Below are 21603 nucleotides of genomic sequence, written 5' to 3'. Positions count from 1 at the left end.
CACCGTTAACCGGCGTTGCCCGAAGGCGCCGGCTGATCGGCGGCCACCTGCGCCTTGCCGTCACCGTCATCGCTGGCCTTGCGCAGGAGCAGGAAGGCGATGAGTGCGGTGCCGAGCGATAGCAGCACGCAGATCGAGGCGGTGAAGGCGAAGGACTGAGTGAAGACGTCGCGCGCCGCCGTCAGCAGCCGTTCGGCTTCTGCAGGTGGCAGGTCGGCAGCCACCGCGACCGCTCCGCCGAGCGTCTGCCGGGCGGCGGCAACGGTTTCCTCCGGCAGGCCGGTGACCACCAGCTGGTCCATGCGGCCGCGATAGGCGGAGGTCAGCAGGCTGCCGAGCACGGCAATGCCGAGCGCGCCGCCGAACTCGAAGCTGGTCTCCGAGATCGCCGAGGCGGCGCCGGCGCGCTCCGGCGGGGCAGAGCCAACGATCATATCCGTCGTCAGCGTGCCGACCGGGGCAAAACCGAGGCAGAGCACAACGAGGCCTGTGGTGACGAGAAGCGGGCTGCTTGTGGTGCCGACCTGGGTGCAGATGGCAAAGCCGATCGCCGTCAGCACGAAGCCCGCTGCAATCAGGTTGGAGGCGGCAAAACGGGTGGCAAGCATCGGCACGGTCATCGAGGCGACGATCATCGCCACACCCGTCGGCACCGACCAGAGACCGGCGACGAAGGGCGTGAGCCCGAGCACCAGCTGCAGGTACTGCGCCACGAACAGGAAAGCGCCGAAGCCGACGAAGAGACCGAGGATATTGACACCAAGGGCGGCGCTGAAGGCCGGCGTCCTGAACAGCGCGAGGTCGATCAGCGGATCGGCGAGACGAAGCTGGCGCCGCGCAAACAGGATCGCGACGACGATGCCGAGCAGGATCAAGAAGACTGCGATCGTATCGAACCCGGCCTCGGCGATGTGCTTCATGCCGTAGATCACCGAAAGCACGGCGACGAGCGACTGGGCGGCGCTGACGAGATCGATCCGGCCGGCCTCGGGATCGCGGAATTCCGGCAGGAGGATCGGCCCGAGGATGAGGATCAGCACCATGACCGGCACGGCGAGCAGGAAGACCGAGCCCCACCAGAACTGCGACAGCATCAGCCCGCCGACCACGGGGCCGATGGCGCCGCCGGCCGAGAAGCTGGCGATCCACACCCCGATCGCAAACGTGCGCTGGCGGTCGTCGAGGAACATGTTGCGGATGAGCGAGAGCGTGGAGGGCGCAAGCGTTGCTGCCGCGACACCAAGCACCGCGCGCGCGATGATCAGCGTCTCGGCATTCCAGGCAAAGGCGGCGAAGATCGACGCCAGGCCAAAGGCGACCGAGCCGATCATCAGCAGGCGCCGGCGGCCGATGCGGTCGCCGAGCGTGCCCATGGTGATCAGCGAGCCTGCGACCATGAAGCCGTAGATATCGATGATCCAGAGAAGCTGGGCGGCCGAGGGCTTGAGCTGTTCGGCAAGCTGCGGGACCGCGAGGTTCAGCACCGTCAGGTCCATGGAATAGAGCATGCAGGGCAGCGCCAGCACGGCGAGCCCGATCCATTCGCGCCGGGTCGCCTTCGGACCGGGTGCGTTTTCGGTTTCAAGGTTCGAAATCTCAGACATGGTCGACGTAATCCCTGAGCCGCTCGAGGCACTCGCCCCAGCCATCCTGGTGCGAGTCGCGCTCTTCGACGGTCTCGAATGGTGTTTGCTGGAAGGTGAGCCGCGTCTTGGCGCCGATATCGGCGAAGGAAACGGTGATCAGCGTGTCGCTGCCGGGCTCGCCGTCTTCGTCCCAGGCGAAGGTGAAGACCAGCTTCTCGGGCTCGCGCACTTCGCGAAAGATGCCGCTCATCCAATAGTCCTGGCCTTCGGGCGAGCGGATGCAGGCGCGCCAGGCCCCGCCCGGACGGAAGTCCATGTTGATCGAATGCGGCGTGAAGTCCTGCGGTCCCCACCAGCGCAACAGGTGCTCCGGCGTCGACCAGACCTTGAAGACGAGGTTTATCGGCGCCTCGAAGTCGCGCACGATTTCCAGGCTGATATCCTTGCGTGCTGCGTTTGCGGTCGCCGCTGTCATGAATCCTCCTCCTCTGGGCGCCCCATACGCCCAGTCTTTAACCGTAGAGTTATTTAACTTCGCGGTTAATATCCGTGCGAAAAGGCAATTGTCAAGGCAGGCTCAAGCCGCGATCTGATTTTTGTCAATTTGGGCGGGGGAGGAAGGGTGGTCGCTTGCTTTTACGATGATACGGGCAGGCGCGCCTTGAGGCGGGCCAGCACCCGGACGAAGGCGCCGGGGTCCTCGAGGCTTCGGGCAAGGATCAGCGCGCCCTGGATGCCGCCGACGATTTCCTCGGCAACGCCGTCGCACTCGGCGGCCGGTGTGCCGGCGCGTTCAAGCGTTGCGGATAGACCGGCACGCCAATCGGAGAAATAGCGGTTGAGTTCGCGGGCGAAGCGGTCGTGTGCGCCGCTCGTGGCGATCACCCCCATCAGGCAGAGGCGTCTGCCTTGGCGGAAGTAGCCGTCGACGGCGGCAAACATCGCGTCCAGCGCTGCGGCCGGGTCTTCCGCATTGCGTAGTGGCTCGAAGATGTGCGTGCGGAACCAGGCGGCGATATCGCCAAGCACGGCCTCTGCCATCTCCTCCTTCCCGCCGGGGAAGAAGTGGTAGAGGCTGCCTTTGCCAAGCCCGGTCTTCTCGGTGATCAGGCTGAGGCTGGTGCCGTCATAACCGTGCTCGCGGAAGATTTCCGCAAGCATGGCGATCACGTCCTTTCGCTCAGCGACGACGCGGCTCATGCGGGCTTCCTCACCAGCGGATACTCGACCTTGGCGAAACGGTGGAACAGCGCGCCAACGGCGACGAGAATAAGCGAGCCGGTCAGCACCGGGAAGAGCAGGAATTCGAAGCCGGGATCGGCGGCGAAGACGACGAGCGGGTTGGCGCCTGCCGGCGGATGGGTGATGCGCAATGCCGCCATCAGCGCGATCGCCGCGCCGACGGCGATGGCGACCGCCCACCATTCATTCGGAAAGACGGTTCTGAGGATCAGGCCGACGAGGGTGGCAACGAAGTGGCCGCCGACGACGTTGGCCGGCTGCGACAGCGGGCTCGCCGTGACGGAAAAGATCAGCACGCAGCTGGCGCCGAAGGGCGCCATCAACATGGGGTGGCCGACAAGGCCTGTGAGGGCGCCGACGGCGGCGATGGCGACGAGGCCGCCGATGCCGGCAATCAAGCCGCGGTTGATATGAACGGGAGGCTGATGACGCGAGAAGAAATGGCGCATGGTTGTACCAATCAGTAAACTCTTTACCGATTGGTACAATGACTTGTGTGAGATGTCAATGCGGGGGCGGGGCAGCGCGTTGGAACCGGCCGCCCGTGCCCTTCACATGAAGTCGCGGGGGATGCGCTTCTTGAAATGCTTCTCGAAAATCCGTGTCTCGCCCTCATAGGCGACGACCTCCGCCTCGGTGATCCACTCGCTTTTCGTGCAGTGGAGCGTCGAGGTCGAGACGGTACGCACAGACCAGCCCTCGCGCTTGGCAACACAGGTCCAGGTCGAGGTTCCGATCATCGACGAGGGGTCGTCCGGTGCGATCGACCAGGTCTCGTCGCGGATATCCTGGGTGGCAAGGCCCGTATCCGGATGTTCTGAAAGCCCGGTGTCCTCGTAGATACGGTAATGGGTCATGCCGTGGGTCATGTCGCGCTCGACGGTGCGGCTCGAAATACCGCGCGTCAGCTCGCGATACTTTGGCAGCGGGTCGGGGTTCTCCGGCTCGGGCACGTTGATCTCCCTGTGGGCGCCGAGCAGGGGAAGGGCGAGCGAGAGGCTTGCTGTGTCGATCGAAAGGCCCGGATCGGTCGGGGTGGGAAGGATCAGCGGCCAATAGGAGGTCGAGAGCGACACCCGGATGCGATTTCCCGCGCGGAAGCGGTAGCCGCAGGCATCGAGCGTAAGCGTGATGCGCGTCTTGCGCCCGGGCTCCATGGCGCGCGGCTGGGCGTTGCCGTCGCGATGCGAAAGGTTGAGCACGCCGAAGGCGACGCGGGTGGCGGTACCGTCAGGATGCACGTCGACGAGGCGCACGGCGAGATTGGCGGTCGGCTCCTGGCAGGTGACGTCGACGGTCAGCGTTGGCTGGCCGAGATAGTCGGCGGCTTCCAGTAGCGGTGCCGTCTCGAAGGTGAGCGAGCCGGCATCGTCGATGCGCTGGTCGCCGGCCATTTCGGCATCGGGCTTCAGCGTGAAATACTCGCCGGATGCCGTGCCGGTATCGAGCGGCGATTTCAGGTAGACCTCGCCGATGCCGGTGCCGCCGGCCGACGGCGTCAGCCGGCCGTCATGGGAGATGCCGAAGAGATGCATTTCCGGCGTTGCCCAGGCGTCCTTCGCCACCCAGCGGCCGGGATCGCTGTCACGCCGGAGCGACGGGCGGGGCCCGTCGAGAATATAGGCGCGCACCTGTGGCCCGTTCTCGGCGCCGTTTTCCTCGTCGCGCAGCCAGCGGTTCCACCAGCGGATCGCCTCGCCGTGGAAATCGGCGCGCGGCTTCGGAAAGGCGAAATGCGGGTACTTGTGCACCCAGGGGCCGATCAGCGCCTTGGCCTTGTCCCCAAGGCCTTCGACCGCCTTCAAGGGCGTGTTGCGGTAGCCGTCGGCCCAGCCGGCGATGACCAGCGCGGGGATCCCAACCCTGTCGAAATCTTCGCAGATCGATCCGTGCTGCCAGAATTCGTCGCGACGCTGGTGCTCCAGCCATTCCTCCATGAAGAAGGGCTCCTTCTCCAGCCGCTCCATCCACATCTGCTTCCAACGGTCGCCGACGATGGCGGGATCCGGCGAGCGCGACTGGTAGCCGAGCATGGTCGCCGCCCAGGACAGCTGGGCGGAGAGGTGGCAGCCGTTCTTGTAGTGGATGTCGTCGTTGTAGCGGTCGACGGTCGAGGCGATGGAGATGACGGCTTTCAGCGCCGGCGGCTTCAAGGCCGCGACCTGCAGGCAGTTGAAGCCGCCCCAGGAGATGCCCATCATGCCGACCTTGCCGTTTGACCAGGGCTGGGCGGCGATCCATTCGACGATCTCGCAACCGTCGGAAAGCTCGCGCGGCGTATATTCGCCGTCGATCACGCCTTCGCTTTCGCCGGAGCCTCTGATGTCGACGCGCACGCCGGCAATGCCGGCGGCGGCAAACACGGGATAGGTGGATTCGTCACGCAGGCTCGTGCCGCCCTGCTTGCGGTAGGGCAGGTATTCGAGCACGGCCGGAACCGGATCGGCCTCCGTGCCGGCCGGCATCCAGATGCGGGCGGCAAGCTCGGTGCCGTCCTTCAGCCGGATCCATTCGTTTTCGATGACTGTGAATTCGCGCTCTGACATGTGGTTCTAACGATCTCTTTGTTTTCTCGGGAAATGCCGGACGCGAGCCCGCGTCCGGCATTCGTCGCAATGGCTCAGCTGTCGAACCAGACGCGGCTGCCGACGTAGCCGTTCGAGAGATCGTTGCCGATGTCGTCGACGAAGCCCTTGAGCGAAGCCGAGGCGGCGTTCACGTAATCGTTGAAGACGGGCAGGATCAGGCCGCCTTCGTCGCGCACCGTCATCGCCATGGTGCGGTACATTTCCTTGCGCTTGGCCTCGTCGAGCTCGGAGCGGGCCTGCAGCAGGAGCTTGTCGAAATCCTCGCGCTTGAAGCGGGTGTCGTTCCATTCGGCGGTCGAGAGATAGGAGGTCGAGTAGCGCGAATCCTGCGTCGGCCGGCCGCCCCAATAGGAGGCGCAGAAGGGCTGCACGTTCCAGACATTGGTCCAGTAGCCGTCTTCCGGCTCGCGGCGCACTTCGATCTCGATGCCCGCCTTCTTGGCGCTTTCCTGGAAGAGCACCGCGGCGTCGGCAGCACCCGGGAAGGCGGCGTCGGAGGTGCGCAGCAGGATCGGCCGGTCATGGCCGGACTTCTTGAAGTGGAAGGCCGCCTTGTCCGGGTCATAGGCGCGCTGCTCGATGCCTTCGGGTGCCAGCGCATAGTTGCCGTTGACGGGATAGTCGTTGCCGAGCGTGCCGAAGCCGCCGAGCACCCGGTCGAGGATCGCCTGTCGATCGACCGCATATTTCAGCGCCAGCCTCAGATCGTTGTTGTCGAAGGGCGCGGTGTCGCAATGCATCAGGAAGCTGTAGAAGCCCTTGCCGGAGGTCCTGAGGATCTCGACGCGCGGGGCGCGCTTCAGGAGCGGCACGGTCTTCGGGTCGATGTTGTTGATGAAGTGGACCTGGCCGGAAGAAAGTGCTGCGATGCGCGCCGTCGTGTCGTTCATCACGATGATCTCGACACTGTCGACGAAGCCGCGGTCCGAGCGCCAGTCATCGGCGTTCTTCTCGAAGGTGGCGCGCAGGCCTGCCTCGTAGCTTGCAAGCTTGTAGGGGCCGGTACCAACAGGCGAGGCCGGATTGTCGACGCCGCCCTTCGGCTGGATGATCAGGTGATAGTCGGTCAGAAGCAGCGGCAGGTCGGCATTGCCTTCGGTGAGCGTCAGCACCAGGCTGCCTGCCTTCTCCTCGATCGTCTTGATCGAGCGCATCAGCCCGAGCGCGCCGGACTTCGAGCCTTCGTCCGCATGGCGCTTCAGCGTGGCGACGACGTCGGCAACGGTCAGCTTGCTGCCGTCGTGGAAGCTCACGTCGCCGCGGATCTTGAAGGTCCACTCGGACGCATCGGCCGAGGGTTCCCAAGATTCGGCAAGCGCCGGCAGGGGCGCGCCGGTCTTCGGGTCGGATTCGACCAGCGTATCACCCCAGAGGTGACCGATGACGAAGGAAACGGAACCGCTATAGGCGGCCGGGTCGAGCGAGTCCGTCGTGGCGCCGCCCTTGAGACCGAGCTTCAGATGGCCGCCACGCTTCGGCTCCTGAGCCCTTGCGTCCGTGGCGGCGAGCGCGCCGCCGAAACCGGCCGCAAGGCCCAATGCTGCCGTGCCGGCCAGGAAGCCGCGCCGGCTGAGGCCGGTCGAGGCAAGGCTCGCGGGGATAAGGAGGCCGTCAGGACGCTTCGTGAATTCGGTCATTCTAGGGTTCCCTTTGGAGTGATGCTTGTTAGGGAAAACCTAGCGTTTGCCGACCGGCACACAATTTCGCGACTTGACGCTTCTTTACGCTCTTTTACGCTACCTGAATGCTTCCTGTTCGACAGGGATTGGAAGCGCGTTGAATGGGGTTCGAAAAGCACCGTGCAGGACATCGACATCTTCGCCGCCAATCTCAAGTTTGCCTGTGCGACGCGACGGTCGATCTCGCAGATCTGCCGCGAAATCGGCATTAACCGCCAGCAGTTCAACCGCTACATCGGTGGCGAGGCGCGGCCATCGGCGCACAATGTGGCGCGCATTGCCCGCTTCTTCGGGCTTTCGGCCGAAGACTTCGCGTTGCCGGCCAAACAGTTCGAGGCGCGCATGACGCGCCCCGATCGGGACCGCTCGGATGCCGGCCTGCTGCTTGAGGGTTTCCCGGGCGACATCGCGGGCCTCCGGCGCCATGTCGGCTACTACCAGACCTATCACGTGTCGCTCTCCTGGCCGGGGCTGGTCGTCTGCTCCTGCGCGCGGATCTACGAGGAGGCAGGCTCGATCCGGGTGAAATCGATCGAGCGCATCCGCGATCCCGCAAACGAGATCCAGCAGTTCTCAAAATATGTCGGCCTCGTCACTCTCTGGCGAAACCGCATCTTCATCGCCGAGCGCAGCATCGGGCGCGAGCCGATGCTGGCGCAGACCATCCTTCTGCCGTTCGAAGTGCATCAGCGGGTCTATCTGCGCGGCACCACCATGGGGGTCTCCTGGCGCAAGGAAAACCTGCCTTACGCGTCCCGGATGATCTGGCGCTCGCTCGGGGCGCAGCCGGATCTGCGGCAGATGCTCTCACGCTGCGGCGTGCTGTCCTTCGGCTCGCGGCACCTGCCGCAGACGGTGCGAGCCTTCCTCGATACGCCCGATGCCGAGCTCTTGACCGTGCCGACCGAATATTGAGGCGGCGTCGCCATGTGGTAGGTTTCGCCGAACGCACCGATCGAGGAGGGGATCATGAAATCTGCTTTGGCCGCTATCGCCTGCCTTTGCTTCGCATTGCCGATGTCACCGGCAAAGGCCGAGGAGGCACGGGCGCCGATCCCGTCCTGTGCGCTTTCGGGGGCGTCCAGCGTGATGATCGGCGGGCAGCCGGCGCTCAGGCTTTCCGATGTCGCCAATTGCCCGCCGGAACTCTACGAGGTGGTGCCGAGCATCATGGTCGAAGGCCAGCCGGTGGTGCACTTCCGCGCCGGCAGCGGCGAAAAGGGCGACTGCTCGGCCAAGGGCGAAGCGACGGTGACCTTCGAAGGCGAGGCGGCGCAGAGGGTGGGCTACGTCGATTGCCGGCAGAAGTGACAGCTATCGTCAGACGAGCCTGGCCAACCGGGCACCCTCCCGAACGGCCGAAAGCGCCGGCGGATTGGAGATGGGATAGCCGGCAATGAAGCCCTCGACCGTGAACGACGGGAACTGGGCTTGCAGCCGCGATACGACCTCTGCCGCTTCCTCCATCTCGCCAAGGTACGCGTGTGCCATCGCCTGGAACATCAGTGTGTTCGGCGATTCCTGCGAACTCTTTTCAAGCGCGGACAAGCACGCGCGATAGCGCCCGACGACGAAGAGAACGCGCGCGAACATGCCGTGGTACCAGGGCGGGCCGAGCGGGTTGAGCGAGAGGGCGCGCTCGATGAAGGGAATCCCGTCGGCGGGATCGCCGACGATCAGGGCCTTGGCTCCCGCGAGCAGCGCCAGCGTATCGGCGTTGTTTCTGCCATATTCGAGCGCCCGGGCATGGGCCTCGGCGGCACCCGCCAGATCACCGATGCAGGCTTTGAAATCGCCGATACAGGTATGGCCGGCCGGATCCGTCGGATCGAGCCGCAGCGCCTCCTCGGCGGCGCTGCGCCAGTTCTTTCTTGCGCTTTCGAGGTCGTCGCCGAAGCCGTTCGCCGCCTGGATGGAATGGGCATAGGCAAGTTCGGTCCAGGCGCGCGCCCGCCCCGGATCGAGCTCGATCGAGCGCGTCAGCAATTGCATGGCGGCGGCGTTGCCATCCGGGCTGAAGCGATTGTGCTGTTCGACGCCCAGCAGGAAGTAGTCATAGGCTTGCAGGCTGCCCGGCGGCTTTTGCCGGCTCGCCTTGCGGCCGATGGCGGCCAGCGTGCCGAAGCAGCCGGCGAGCACGTTGATGACGCTTTCGGTGAGGCTGTCCTGCAGCGTCAGCACGTCTTCCATCGAGCGCTCGTAGCGCTCGCTCCAGAGCGTCATGCCGGTGCGGGTATCGGAAAGCTGGATCGTCAGGCGGACCCGCCGGTCGTCCGCGCGCAGCTGCCCGGTGATGGCATAGGTCGCGCCGACCGCCTGGACGTGGTCTTCGAAGCTTTCCGGCCGGTTGCCGAGCAGCTTCATTGTGTGGAAGGCGATCACGGGCAGATCGGCGAAGCGCGCGAGATCGACGCAGATGTCGGATGACAGCCCGTCGGCGAAACGGCGCCAGCGCTCCTCTGGATTGAGGCTTTCAATGGGAAAGACCGCGAGCGTCGGCGAGGCGGGCTCGGCGTCGCGCAATGGCGCGACCGCCTCGCTCGCCGTCCTGCCGGCCACCATCTGCGCGACCGAGGCGGCAAGCTCGATCTTGTTGCGAACGCCGAGCTTGCCGTAGATCGTCGCCAGATGCGTGCGCACCGTCGACGGCGCGATAAACAGCGCCTCGCCGATTTCGCGATAGGTCAGGCCGGCGGCAAAACGCTCGGCCACGGCGCGCTCGCGGTCTGACAAGGCTTCGGTGGCGGCCTGTGGTGTCGGGATACGGTTCATGGCTGCTTCCTGCCATCTGACCGGGCCGTTTTCAATGGCGACATACGGCAAGGTGCCACAGTGCCTCTTGCGCGTCCAACGGGGCGCGCGGTGCTGCAGTCAAAATACTACAAATGCAGGAGAGGAAAACACAGCAGCTGCGCGATGTGGGACGCGTTCCACGGGCCTAGAGTTCCGACAGTGTTTCAACGCCCTGAGGGGCAAGAAGAGGTGGGAACGGCGATGAGCAGCCTGCTTTCGGGAATGTCCGATTTCTATCACGCCGTCCGGCTTGATCTCAACCAGCCGGCCAAGCATCTGGCCGACAGCCTCGGCCGCCACGATCCCTTCCGGATCCTTGTCGTCTGGGAGGACCGCGTTCGCGTCCGCGAGCAACTTCAGCTCATGGCGGATCAATATCCGGAGCGGCTCAAGGATATCGGGATGACGAGGGCTGAGGTTCGCGCAGAGACGAGCAAGGCCTTCTGGCAACGCTGAGCTTGCCTGACGAAGGCATGAGGCGGCGGCACGCGATCGTGCCGCCGTCTCGTTTTTCAGTTGCCGGCGCTTTCCATGCGGCGTGTCTTCAGCACCCGCTCCAGCCAGCCGATTTCCATCTCCGGAACCGACTTCAACAGCAGGTCCGTGTAGTCGTCGAAGGGTGGCGACAGCACCTTCGACTTCGGCCCGAAGCGCACGAGGCGGCCGCGATGCATGACCGCGACGCTGTCGGCGATCGCCCGCACGATGGCGATGTCGTGGGTGATAAAGACATAGGAAACAGCGGTTTCCTCCTGAAGCTTCAGAAGCAGATTCAGGATGCCTTCGGCCACAAGCGGATCGAGTGCCGAGGTGGGCTCGTCGCAGAGGATCAGCTCCGGCTTGGCGGCGAGCGCCCTTGCGATCGCCACGCGCTGCTTCTGGCCGCCCGAAAGTTCGGCCGGATAACGATCGAGGAAACGCGTTCCCATTTCGATCTGGTCGAGCAGTTCCTTGACCCGCTCCGTCTTCTTCTGGCCGTGCATGCCGAAGTAGAAGGAGAGCGGTCGACCGACGATGTCTCGCACCGTCTGGCGCGGGTTCATCGCCGTATCGGCCATCTGGTAGATCATCTGGATGCGGCGGAGCTCGTCGTTGCTGCGGCCTTTCAGCGCCCGCGGCAGCTCCTTGCCCTCGAAGGTGATGCGCCCCTCGGTCGGCGGCAAAAGCCCGGTGATGACGCGGGCAAGGGTGGACTTGCCCGAGCCGCTTTCGCCGACGATCGCCAGTGTCTGGCCTTTCGGCAGATGCATCGAGACATCATGCAGCACCTTGAAGCCGTTGGCATAGCCGGCGCTGATATGCTCGATCTTCAACTGCGTCCCGGTCTGGTCGGCGGCTTCCTCGCGTTTCGTCTGGCGGACGCTGACGAGTGCCCGGGTGTAATCCTCGCGCGGCTCTTCGATGATCTGCTTCGTCGAGCCGTATTCCACCGTCTTGCCATGGCGCAGCACCATGATGTCGTCGGAGATCTGGGCGACGACGGCGAGGTCGTGGGTGATGTAGAGGGCTGCCGTGTGCGTCTCCTCGATCGCATGCTTGATCGCGGCGAGCACGTCGATCTGGGTGGTGACGTCGAGCGCGGTCGTCGGCTCGTCGAAGACGATCAGTTCCGGGTTGGGGCAGAGCGCCATGGCGGTCATCGCGCGCTGCAACTGGCCGCCGGAGACCTGGTGCGGATAACGCTCGCCAAAGGTTTCCGGATTGGGCAGGCCCAGCACGCGGAAGAGATAGAGCGCCCGCTTCTTAGCCTCCTCGCGGCTCATGATGCCGTGGCGGAGCGACGCCTCGATCACCTGGTCGCCAAGCCGATGCGCCGGATTGAAGGCGGCCGCTGCCGATTGCGCGACGTAGCAGACGCGGGCACCGCGGATCGAGCGGATGCCGTTCTTGTCGAGCGTCAGGATGTCCTTGCCGTCGAGCAGGACCTGACCGCCGGTGATGCGCACGCCGCCGCGGCCATAGGCGAGCGCCGAGAGGCCGATGGTCGACTTGCCGGCGCCGGACTCGCCGATGAGGCCGAGCACCTTGCCCTTCTGAACGTCGAAGGAGACGCCCTCGACGAGGGTGACGACCTTCGGCGGTTCGCCCGGCGGGTAGCTGGTCGCTTCGATCTTCAAGTTCTTGACGGAGAGCATCTCAGGCATCGCCGCGTCCTCCCTTGAGGCTCGAGGTTCTCTTCATCAGCCAGTCGACCACGAGGTTGACGCAGATCGCGAGCGTCGCGATCGCAGCACCGGGGATGAGCGCTGCCGAAATGCCGAAGATGATGCCGTCCTTGTTGTCCTTGACCATGCCGCCCCAGTCGGCTGCCGGCGGCTGGATGCCGAGGCCGAGGAAGGAGAGGGTGGAGAGGAACAGGATCGAGAAGGCGAAGCGCAGGCCGAATTCGGCCAAGAGCGGCGACAGCGTGTTCGGCAGGATCTCGCGGAAGATGATCCAGAGCGAACCTTCGCCACGCAGCCTTGCCGCCTCGACGAACTCCATGACGGCGACATCGAGCGCCACGGCACGGCCGATGCGGAAGACGCGGGTACTGTCGAGCACCGCCATCACCAGGATCAGGATCCACAGATGCTGCGGCAGGACGGCGAGAACGACGAGGGCGAAAATGAGCGTCGGAATCGCCATCATCAGGTCGTTGAAGCGGGAAAACAGCTGGTCCGTGAAACCACCGACAACAGCGGCGGTGAAGCTCAGGATCATGCCGAGCGAGAAGGAAAGCACGGTTGCCGCAAATGCCACGAAGATGGTGGTGCGGGCGCCATAGATCAGACGCGACAGCAGGTCGCGGCCGAGATTGTCGGTGCCGAGCAGGAAGTCGCCGCCGGCCGGAAGCCAGACGTCGCCGACTACGTCGCGTTCACCGAAGGGGGCGATGACAGGCGCAAAGAGGGCGCAGAAGATCGCAATCGCGATGCCGGCGATGCCGATCCAGGCGCTGAAGGGGATGGATCTCAGGTTCATCGCGGATGCCTCAGTCTCGGGTTGGCGATGATCGCGAGAATATCGGCCGCCATGTTCAGGAAGATGTAGAAGGCGGCAAAGATCAGACCGCAGGCCTGAACGACCGGCATGTCGCGCACGGTCACCGCATCCACCATATATTGGCCCATGCCCGGATAGACGAAGACCACTTCGACCACGACGACGCCGACCACGAGATAGGCCAGGTTGAGCGCAATGACGTTGATGACCGGCGCCACCGCATTGGGGGCGGCGTGACGCGCGATGATGCGGAACATGCCGAGGCCCTTCAGTTCCGCCGTCTCGACATAGGCCGACGACATGACGTTGAGGATCGCCGCGCGGGTCATGCGCATCATGTGGGCGAGAACGACGAGAACGAGGGTCGCGACGGGAAGCGCGATCGCCGAGAGACGTTCGGTGAAGCTCATGCTGTCATAGACGGTCGCGGGGAAGGTCGCGACGCCGTATTTGACGGCGAAGAACATGATCAGGAGATAGCCGACGAAGAACTCGGGCAGCGAGATCGCCGCGAGCGAGACGACGTTGATGATCTTGTCGGGCAGCCGGTTGCGGAACTGCACCGCCAGCATGCCGAGGCCGACGGCGAGCGGTACGGAGACGAGGGCTGCGAAGAAGGCAAGGAACAGCGAGTTGCCGAGGCGCTTGGAAATCTGCTCGCCGACCGAGTTCTTGCTCGCCCAGGAGGTGCCGAAATCGCCTTGGACAGCGCCGCCGAGCCAGGAGACGTAGCGTTCGGTCCAGGGCCGGTCGAGGCCGAGATCCTTGCGGATGTTTTCGACCGCCTGCGGCGTTGCCGACTGGCCGAGATAGGTGGTGGCGAAGTCGCCGGGAAGCGCCTCGATGCCGCCGAAGATCATCAGCGATACGGCGAACAGAAGGCCGACGCTCAAGCCGAGGCGCTGCAGGATCAGCGCCGCGAGCGGGCGGCGGAAGGTGAAGCGCCGCCAGAAGGTGCCGCCGATTTCACCATTCGAGGGATTGGCGGCAGGGTTGGGTTTTGCTGGTACTCCGGAAAGTTCGGCAGACCGCGGGTGTGTTGCACCCGCGGTTCCATCCGTCGGAACCGGACCAGTGAGCGGTCCGCTTTCCATCATCATGCGTCCAGCCATACCCGGGTTGCGACATAGCCGTTCGACATGTCGTTGCCGATGTCATGCACGTAGCCTTTCACCTGCTTGGTGGAGGCGTTCACGAAGTCGTTGAACATCGGCAGGATCAGGCCGCCTTCGTCACGCACCATCATGGCCATGGTGCGGTACATGTCCTTGCGCTTGGCCTCGTCGAGTTCCGAGCGGGCCTCGAGCAGGATCTTGTCGAAATCCGGACGCTTGAAGCGGGTGTCGTTCCAGTCGGCGGTCGAAAGATAGGCGGTGGAGTACATCTGGTCCTGGGTCGGACGGCCGCCCCAGTAGGAGGTGGAGAAGGGCTGCACGTTCCAGACGTTGGTCCAGTAGCCGTCGCCCGGCTCGCGCTTGACCTCGATCTCGATGCCCGCCTTCTTGGCGCTTTCCTGGTAGAGCACCGCTGCATCGACAGCACCCGGGAAGGCGACGTCGGAGGTGCGCAGCAGTACCGGACCGCTGTGGCCGGATTTCTTGTAGTGGAAGGCCGCCTTGTCCGGATCATAGGCACGCTGCTCGATGCCTTCGGGGAAGAGGGCGTAGGTGTCGTTGATCGGGAAGTCGTTGCCGACCTTGCCGTAACCGCCGAGGATGCGCTGGACCATGGTCTCGCGGTCCATCGAATACTTCAGCGCCATGCGCAGGTCGTTGTTGTCGAAGGGTGCTGTGTTGCAATGCATGATGAACACGTAATGGCCGCGGCCGGACGTGTTCAGGATCTCGACCGTCGGCGCCTTCTTCAGAAGGTTGACCGTCTTCGGATCGACGCGGTTGATGTAGTGCACCTGGCCGGAGGAAAGCGCGGCGATGCGGGCCGTGGCGTCGTTCATGGCGATCAGCTCGACCGAGTCCACATAGCCGCGGTCGGTGCGCCAGTCGTCGGCATTCTTCTCGAAGGTGGCACGAACGCCGGCTTCGAAGCTCGTCACCTTGAAGGGGCCGGTGCCGATCATTGCGTCCGGCTTGTCGATGCCGCCGCCCGGCTGGATGATGAGGTGATAGTCGGTCAGAAGCAGCGGCAGGTCGGCATTGCCTTCGGTCAGCACGAGCACCAGCTTGTCGCCGTCGGCCTTGATTTCCTTGATCGACTTCATCACGCCGAGCGCGCCGGATTCAGACTTTTCGTCGGTGTGGCGCTGCAGCGTCTTGATGACGTCGTCGAGCGTCAGCTCCTTGCCGTCGTGGAATTTTACGCCCTTGCGGATGGTAAAGGTCCAGGTCGACGCGTCGGTCGAGGGCTCCCAGGATTCGGCGAGTGCCGGCACCGGCGCGCCGGTCGTTGGGTGGCTTTCGACGAGCATGTCGCCCCAGTTGCGGCCGACGACGAACATGAATTGCGACAGCGCCTTGGCCGGGTCCTTCGAGTCGGTGGCGGCAGCGCCTTCGAGACCGAGTTTCAGGTGACCGCCGCGCTTCGGCTCCTGCGCTGCAGCGCTGGTGGCAAACAAAGTGCCGGCCGTCGAGGCGAGAATGCCGGCTGCTGCCGCGCGGCCCAAAAACTCGCGCCGGTTCATCTTGCCGAGCATGACCTGTCGTGTGAGGTAATCCTTGTAATCGCTCATTCCCCTGTTCCCTTTTCTCGTCGGCATTCGCCGTTCGTTGTGGTTGGTAGAGATTGCTGCGTACAGCCATTGTATCGATGGCTTCGGACTGGGCCGGAGGGCCGCTTGTTTTCTTCCGGGTTCTTATCTCTCCTTCCTTCTGGCCGGGCGTCCTTCGTTCAGATCGATAAGCGTAATCGCTGGAACTCTTGTTGTAACGCCCTAAATTACAATTTATTTCCATAAGCCTGGCTTATGGACACGTGTTTAATGGCACGCGATGTTGCCCGCGCGTCTCGTCACGTTCCGGTGCCGGTCATCCGGCTCTGTTGCCTACGCCGCCAAGGGTTGGCGGTGCTGTTCGAAGCGGGTTGCGGGCGGAAACCGCACGCGCTCTCGTTCGGTCTCAGCGACCCTTCCACACGGGGTCGCGCTTCTCCGCGAAGGCGCGCGCACCCTCCAGCTGGTCTTCGCTCGAATAGAGAATATCGACGGTTTTGAACTGCCGCTGGGTGATCTTGTTCATGGTCGTCTGGAAGGCTTCGCCCTCGGCGGCGCGGACCACTTCCTTGATCGCCGCATAGACCAGCGGCGGGCCGCTTTCGAGCAGGCGGGCGAGCTCCCAGGCGCGCTCCATCAGTTTGCCCGCCGGCAGGATCTCGTTGACGAAGCCCCAGCGGTGGGCTTCCTGCACGTCGAGCCAGCGGCCGGTCAGAAGCATGTCCATGGCGATGTGATAGGGGATGCGCTTCGGCAGCTTGATCGAGGCAGCATCGGCAACGGTGCCGGAGCGGATTTCGGGCAACGCGAAGGTCGCGTGTTCGGCGGCAAGGATCAGGTCGGTCGAAAGCGCGATCTCGAGGCCACCGCCGCAGCAGATGCCGTTGATCGCGGCGATGATCGGCTTGTTGAGATCGCGCAGTTCCTGCATGCCGCCGAAGCCGCCGACGCCATAGTCACCATCGACCGCGTCACCGTCGGCAGCAGCCTTCAGGTCCCATCCCGGACAGAAGAATTTTTCACCGGCGCCGGTGATGATCGCGACACGTAAGCTGTCGTCGTCGCGGAAGTCGCGGAAGATCTCGCCCATGACCCGGCTGGTTTTCAGGTCGATGGCGTTCGCCTTCGGCCGGTCGATCGTGACTTCCAGAATACCGCCTTCGCGGCGTGTGAGGATAGGTCCGGTCATGAGGGTCAGTTCCTCCGGCGAATGAGAGCGTCGGCGGCAACGGCACCCTGACCGTTCGGCAACACCATCAATGGATTGATATCCAGTTCTTCGAGTTTCGAAGCGTTTGCAACGACATAGGATGCCGCTGCCGCGACAGCCGCGGTTAAAGCGGCGTAATCGGCGGCAGGCGCGCCGCGATAGCCGTCGAGCAGCTTGCAGATCTTCAGCCCGCCGATTGCTTCCCTGATCGCTTCCGGCGTCGTCGGCAGCGTCAGGATGGCGGAATCATCGAGCAGTTCCACGAGGATGCCGCCGGCACCGATCGTCAAAACCGGGCCGGCGACGGGGTCGCGCATAGCGCCGATGATGAGCTCGGCGACCGGTTTCGCCACCATCTTCTCGACAAGGTACCTGGAGGTGACGGCGGCCATGGCCTTGGCCGCCGAAAGGACGTCCGCGCGGCTCGCAAGGTTGAGCTTCACGGCACCCGCTTCGGTCTTGTGGGCGACGCCGAGGCCTTTCAGCACGACCGGGAAACCGAGCGCTTCGGCAGCGTCTGCAGCTTCTTCGGCGGTTGCTGCGGTCTTGCCCTTCGGCACGGTCAGGCCGGCGGCAGCAAGCTCCACCTTGGCCTCGTGTTCGCTGAGCGTGATGGCTTCACCGGCAGCGGCGACACCGCCATCGTGCAGGCGGGGCGGGGCGGGTTTGGCCCAGGCGGCTCCGATGTCGGCGGCCGTCTCGATGGCTGCCAGTGCCTCCTCGATGCCGAAGAAGGGTACGACGCCCGCCTTCATCAGGAAGAGGGCGGTGGCTTCCGGCATGTTTTCGCCAAGGCTGGCGACGATGCCGGCGCGGGCACCCGTTGCCCGGGCCGCGTCGATCACCGCATGGCAGGTGGTTTCCCAGTCGGCGGGATCGCAGCGGTCAAGGCGCGGGAAGTCGAGCACGAGCAGATTGATCGCGTAGCCGCCCTTCATCATGGCGGTAAAGGCGGTGGTCTGCTTCTTGCGGTTGCCCCAGACGAAGGTGTGGTAGTCGAGCGGGTTGGCGATCGTCACCATCTCGCCGAGCGCATCCTTCAGCGGCTTCTTCTGTTCGTCGCGCAAGGGCCGGTAATTGACCCGGTAGCGCTCGCCGGCATCTGCCATCAGCGAGGCCTCGCCGCCGGAGCAGCTCATCGAGGAGATGTCGTTGCTCTCAAGTGGGCCTGCCACATGCAGCAGCTTCAGCGTTTCCAAGAGCGCCGGCAACGTGTCGACGCGGCCGATGCCGAGGCGGGCAAGAAGCGCCGAGGAGACGCGGTCGTTGCCGGCAAGCGATGCGGTGTGCGACACCGTCGCAAGCTGGGCCGCTTCCGACTTGCCGACCTTCAGCGTCACGACCGGTTTGCCGAGTTCGCGCGCGCGCGTCGCCAGCCGCTCGAGGGCAGCAACGCTGTCGAAACCCTCGATATGCAGGCCGACGGCGGTGACGCGCGGGTCTTCGAGCACGGCGCAGGCGATGTCGGACAGACCCGTCTGCGCCTGGTTGCCGGCGGTCATCACATAGGCAAGCGGCAGGCCGCGCGTCTGCATCGAAATGTTGCAGGCGATGTTGGAGGACTGCGTCAGGATCGCGACGCCCTTTTCGACGCGTTGCATGCCGTGCTGGTCCGGCCAGAGCAGGGCGCCATCGAGCATGTTGATGAAGCCGTAGCAATTCGGCCCGACGATCGGCATGTCGCCGGCAGCCGCCACCAGCGCCTCCTGCATGTCGTTGCCGTCGTCAAGCTCGCTTGCCGCCTCGCGAAAGCCGGAGGCGTAGCAGACGGCGCCGCCGGCGCCGCGGCTCGCAAGATCGCGGATGATATCGATCGTCAGCTGCCGGTTGACGCCGACGAAGGAGGCATCCGGTGCGCCTGGCAGTTCTGCCACCGAGCGATAGCACTTGCGGCCGAGGATTTCGGCTTCGCGCGGGTGCACCGGCCAGATCTCACCGGTAAAGCCCATCTTGTCGCATTGCTCGATGACACGCCGGGCTTCCTTGCCGCCGAAGACGGCGATGGTGCGCGGGCGGATGAGGCGGTCGAGGGAGCGTATCATCGGCCGATCACGCTCCCAGCGGCCGCAGCAGGTCGCGGCTGATGATGTGGCGCTGGATTTCAGACGTGCCGTCCCAGATGCGTTCGACGCGAGCGTCGCGCCAGAAGCGGGCGAGCGGCAGGTCGTCCATCAGGCCCATGCCGCCGAAGATCTGGATCGCCTCGTCGGTGACGCGGGCGAGCATCTCGGTGGCAAAAACCTTGGCGGACGCAATCTCGCGGTTCGAGGGCAGGCCGTTATCGAGCCGCCAGGCGGCCGAAAGGGTCAGGAGGTCGGCGGCGTCGATCTCGGTGATCATGTCGGCGAGCTTGAAGGAGACGCCCTGGTTGGCACCGATCGGCTTGCCGAACTGCTTGCGTTCGGCGGCGTAATTCAGCGCATAGTCGAAGGCGCGACGGGCACGGCCGACCGAAGTCGCCGCCACCGTCAGGCGGGTGGCGAACAGCCAGTCGTTGGCGACGTCGAAACCCTTGTGCACCTCGCCGAGGATCTGGGCAGAGGGCAGGCGGCAATCGTCGAAGGTCAGGACACAGTTGTTGTAGCCGCGGTGCGACACGGAATTGTAGCCCTTGCGGATCTCGAAGCCGGGCGTGCCGCGATCGACGAGAAAGCAGGTGATCTTCTTCTTCGGGCCGCGCGGCGTATCCTCTTCGCCGGTCGCGATGAAGACGATGACGAAATCGGCGATGTCGGCGTGGCTGATGAAATGCTTCGTGCCGTTGACGATCCAGTCGTCGCCGTCCTTGCGGGCAAAGCACTTCATGCCGCGCACGTCCGAGCCGGCGTCCGGCTCGGTCATCGCAAGCGCATCGAACTTGTCACCTTTGACGGCCGGCAGCAGGTACTTTTCGCGCTGCTCGGCGTTGCAGGCCATCAGGATGCCAGAGGGGCGACCGAAGAAGACGGTCAGGCCCATGGAGCCGCGGCCAAGCTCGCGCTCGACCAGGGTGAAGGAGGTGTGATCGAGACCGGCGCCGCCGACTTCCTCCGGGAAATTACAGCCGAAGAAGCCGATCTCCTTGCATTTGCGGGCGATCTCCTGACCGAGTTCGCGCGGCACTACGCCGGTGCGCTCGACCTCGTCCTCATGCGGATAGATTTCCGTTTCGACGAAGCTCCTGACCGTATCGACGATCATCTGCTGTTCTTCGGTCAGTGCGAAATTCATTGTGTTGTTCCCCTCGTTTTCGCGCCGCTGACGTCGGTGCCGCAAACGATGGCCGCCTCCTCAAGCGTCCTTCGGCTGCGGTTTGCGGCTCCGCCGGAAGGCGAAGCTGCCTGTTGTTGCTGGCCTGCCGCTGTTGCGGTCAGGCGCGCTTCTGGCCGACGAAGCGTCCGGCACCAACGGGCGTCGGCAGTTGCGCATGGGCTTCAGTGATCGCGCGGAGCTTGCTCAGCACCGCTTCGGGTGCCGCGACCGCCTTGCCGGCCTTGCTGTCGACATGCAGCATCATCTGTTCGGCGGTGGCGACGGCCTCGTTGGTTGCGGCGTTGTAGATCGTCGAAAAGATGTGAAGACGCTTTTCGTCCGACGACAGGACCTGGCAGGTCGAGTAGAGCGCCTCGCCGAGCTTGGCTTCGCCAAGGTTTCGGATATGGGTCTCGACCGTGTAGTAGCTGTGACCGTCGCGGACATAGTCGAGGTCGACGCCGATCAGGCGCAGCACGCCGTCGGAGGTGTCGCCGAAGACCTGGAGATAACGGTGCTCGGTCATGTGGCCGTTGTAATCGACCCAGGCGGCGCTGACCTTGGTGTCGAGGATGCGCAGCGGCTTGACGTCGCCGAGGTCGGCTTCCGGCTTCCGGGCGTTGGCCCAGAGCTTGGCCTCGAAATCGGCAAGCAGCTTGCCCGCACCCCAGCCTTCGCCGCCGTTACCGGATTTCAGCGCATGCATGATGCCGACGAGGTTTTCGTCGCGGATGCGTTCGAGCTCGCGGATCGAGCGACCGGCGGCCTGCGCGTCCGACTGGGCGCCGATCTTTTCGACCAACGCATCGTCGAGGTCGACGACGTCGGTGAACTTCGTCCAGGGCCATTTCAGGCAGGGGCCGAACTGGGCGAGGAAGTGGCGCATGCCGGCCTCGCCGCCGGCGATGCGGTAGGTCTCGAACAGGCCCATTTGCGCCCAGCGCATGCCGAAGGAATAACGCATGACGTTGTCGAGCGTTTCGGTATCGCAGATGTCGTCCTGGATCAGCCAGAGCGCCTCGCGCCAGAGCGCCTCGAGCAGGCGGTCGCCGACGAAGGCCTCGATCTCCTTGGCGATGACGACGCCCTTCATGCCGATCTGCTCGACGCCCTGCATGGCGCGCTCGATCGTCGCCTTCGACGTCTTCTTGCCGCCGACGAGCTCGACGAGCGGCAAGAGGTAGACGGGGTTGTAGGGATGCGCCACGAACATGCGCTCGGGGTGGTGCATCTCGGACTGCAGGTCGGAGGGCAAAAGGCCTGAGGTGGAGGACCCGATCAGCGCATCGGGCCTTGCGGCGGCATCGATCTTGGTGATCACGCCGCGCTTCAGTTCCAGCCGCTCCGGCACGCTTTCCTGAATCCAGTCAGCACCTTCGACCGCTTCCTCGATGCTCTTGCAGAAGGTGAGTTTTCCCTTCGGCGGCAACGGCGCCATGGTGAGCATGGCATAGGCGCGCTCGGCATTGGCCATGACTTCGCCGATGATGCGCTCGGCTTCCGGATGCGGGTCGAAGATTTTGACGTCGATGCCGGCAAGCGCAAAGCGCGCCACCCAGGCGCCGCCGATGACGCCGCCGCCGACACAGGCTGCTTTGGTGATAAAGCTCATGGTGTCCAGTCC

The 21603-nt window shown here is 64.5% G+C and carries 18 protein-coding genes; 3 read left to right on the top strand and 15 right to left on the bottom strand.

Features of this window, described 5'->3' with window-relative positions; all coding sequences use genetic code 11:
- Window positions 1-5 precede the first annotated feature (5 nt).
- The 6 genes from IB263_RS10835 to IB263_RS10810 all read right to left on the bottom strand — a co-directional run bounded on the left by IB263_RS10835 (window position 6) and on the right by IB263_RS10810 (window position 7053).
- Window positions 6-1604, bottom strand: a complete 1599-nt coding sequence (locus IB263_RS10835; protein WP_049810956.1) for an MFS transporter — start codon at window positions 1602-1604, stop codon at window positions 6-8.
- Window positions 1597-2061 (bottom strand): SRPBCC domain-containing protein, encoded by a 465-nt coding sequence (locus IB263_RS10830; protein ID WP_029742602.1) that lies wholly within the window; start codon window positions 2059-2061, stop codon window positions 1597-1599. The genes IB263_RS10835 and IB263_RS10830 overlap by 8 nt, the downstream gene beginning before the upstream one ends.
- A gap of 161 nt (window positions 2062-2222) precedes the next feature.
- Window positions 2223-2786, bottom strand: coding sequence for a TetR/AcrR family transcriptional regulator (locus IB263_RS10825; protein WP_029742603.1), 564 nt, complete (start codon window positions 2784-2786; stop codon window positions 2223-2225).
- Complete coding sequence (locus tag IB263_RS10820) at window positions 2783-3277, bottom strand: HPP family protein (RefSeq protein ID WP_029742604.1); 495 nt, start codon at window positions 3275-3277, stop codon at window positions 2783-2785. Before IB263_RS10820 ends, IB263_RS10825 begins: the two co-directional genes overlap by 4 nt.
- Before the next feature lie 102 nt (window positions 3278-3379).
- Complete coding sequence (locus IB263_RS10815; protein ID WP_029742605.1) at window positions 3380-5374, bottom strand: CocE/NonD family hydrolase; 1995 nt, start codon at window positions 5372-5374, stop codon at window positions 3380-3382.
- Window positions 5375-5448: 74 nt separating this feature from the next.
- Window positions 5449-7053 carry an ABC transporter substrate-binding protein gene (locus IB263_RS10810; protein ID WP_029742606.1) on the bottom strand — a complete coding sequence of 535 codons (1605 nt, stop codon included), beginning with the start codon at window positions 7051-7053 and terminating at the stop codon, window positions 5449-5451.
- A 162-nt stretch (window positions 7054-7215) separates the two neighbouring features.
- Between IB263_RS10810 and IB263_RS10805 the strand changes: the two genes are divergently transcribed.
- Together IB263_RS10805 and IB263_RS10800 are read left to right on the top strand one after the other, a co-directional pair.
- Window positions 7216-8010: a helix-turn-helix transcriptional regulator gene (locus IB263_RS10805; RefSeq protein WP_029742607.1), complete on the top strand. Its 795-nt coding sequence runs from the start codon at window positions 7216-7218 to the stop codon at window positions 8008-8010.
- A gap of 54 nt (window positions 8011-8064) precedes the next feature.
- Window positions 8065-8406, top strand: a complete 342-nt coding sequence (locus tag IB263_RS10800; protein ID WP_029742608.1) for a PAAR domain-containing protein — start codon at window positions 8065-8067, stop codon at window positions 8404-8406.
- A 9-nt stretch (window positions 8407-8415) separates the two neighbouring features.
- On the opposite strand, the gene IB263_RS10795 is transcribed toward IB263_RS10800, so the two are convergent.
- Window positions 8416-9867: a LuxR C-terminal-related transcriptional regulator gene (locus IB263_RS10795; protein ID WP_029742609.1), complete on the bottom strand. Its 1452-nt coding sequence runs from the start codon at window positions 9865-9867 to the stop codon at window positions 8416-8418.
- 222 nt (window positions 9868-10089) lie between these two features.
- Here IB263_RS10795 and IB263_RS10790 point away from each other — a divergent pair, with 222 nt between their 5' ends.
- Window positions 10090-10344 (top strand): DUF1127 domain-containing protein, encoded by a 255-nt coding sequence (locus tag IB263_RS10790; protein WP_029742610.1) that lies wholly within the window; start codon window positions 10090-10092, stop codon window positions 10342-10344.
- A gap of 56 nt (window positions 10345-10400) precedes the next feature.
- Here the strand turns inward: IB263_RS10790 and IB263_RS10785 are convergent, their stop codons facing one another.
- From IB263_RS10785 to IB263_RS10750, 8 genes are all read right to left on the bottom strand, one after another.
- On the bottom strand, window positions 10401-12032 hold the full coding sequence (locus IB263_RS10785) for an ABC transporter ATP-binding protein (RefSeq protein WP_029742611.1): 1632 nt from the start codon (window positions 12030-12032) through the stop codon (window positions 10401-10403).
- A complete protein-coding gene (locus IB263_RS10780) occupies window positions 12025-12852 on the bottom strand; it encodes an ABC transporter permease (protein ID WP_029742612.1) in 828 nt (275 codons plus the stop codon). Before IB263_RS10780 ends, IB263_RS10785 begins: the two co-directional genes overlap by 8 nt.
- Window positions 12849-13985: an ABC transporter permease gene (locus IB263_RS10775; RefSeq protein WP_029742613.1), complete on the bottom strand. Its 1137-nt coding sequence runs from the start codon at window positions 13983-13985 to the stop codon at window positions 12849-12851. The genes IB263_RS10780 and IB263_RS10775 overlap by 4 nt, the downstream gene beginning before the upstream one ends.
- On the bottom strand, window positions 13970-15559 hold the full coding sequence (locus IB263_RS10770) for an ABC transporter substrate-binding protein (protein WP_029742614.1): 1590 nt from the start codon (window positions 15557-15559) through the stop codon (window positions 13970-13972). Before IB263_RS10770 ends, IB263_RS10775 begins: the two co-directional genes overlap by 16 nt.
- A 385-nt stretch (window positions 15560-15944) precedes the next feature.
- Entirely contained in the window at window positions 15945-16727 is a 783-nt protein-coding gene (locus IB263_RS10765) for a carnitinyl-CoA dehydratase (protein ID WP_029742615.1), read from the bottom strand.
- Between the two features lie 5 nt (window positions 16728-16732).
- Window positions 16733-18790 carry an acetate--CoA ligase family protein gene (locus IB263_RS10760; RefSeq protein ID WP_029742616.1) on the bottom strand — a complete coding sequence of 686 codons (2058 nt, stop codon included), beginning with the start codon at window positions 18788-18790 and terminating at the stop codon, window positions 16733-16735.
- A gap of 7 nt (window positions 18791-18797) precedes the next feature.
- Window positions 18798-19958, bottom strand: coding sequence for an acyl-CoA dehydrogenase family protein (locus IB263_RS10755; RefSeq protein ID WP_029742617.1), 1161 nt, complete (start codon window positions 19956-19958; stop codon window positions 18798-18800).
- Between the two features lie 139 nt (window positions 19959-20097).
- Window positions 20098-21591: a carnitine 3-dehydrogenase gene (locus IB263_RS10750; RefSeq protein ID WP_029742618.1), complete on the bottom strand. Its 1494-nt coding sequence runs from the start codon at window positions 21589-21591 to the stop codon at window positions 20098-20100.
- Between the last annotated feature and the right edge of the window lie 12 nt (window positions 21592-21603).

Origin of the sequence: Ensifer sp. ENS03 (assembly GCF_014852035.1) — a bacterium.
GTDB classification, from domain to species: Bacteria; Pseudomonadota; Alphaproteobacteria; order Rhizobiales; family Rhizobiaceae; genus Ensifer; species Ensifer adhaerens.
The sequence above is the reverse complement of the archived record's forward strand: the minus strand, read 5'-3'. Positions and strand labels throughout refer to the sequence as shown.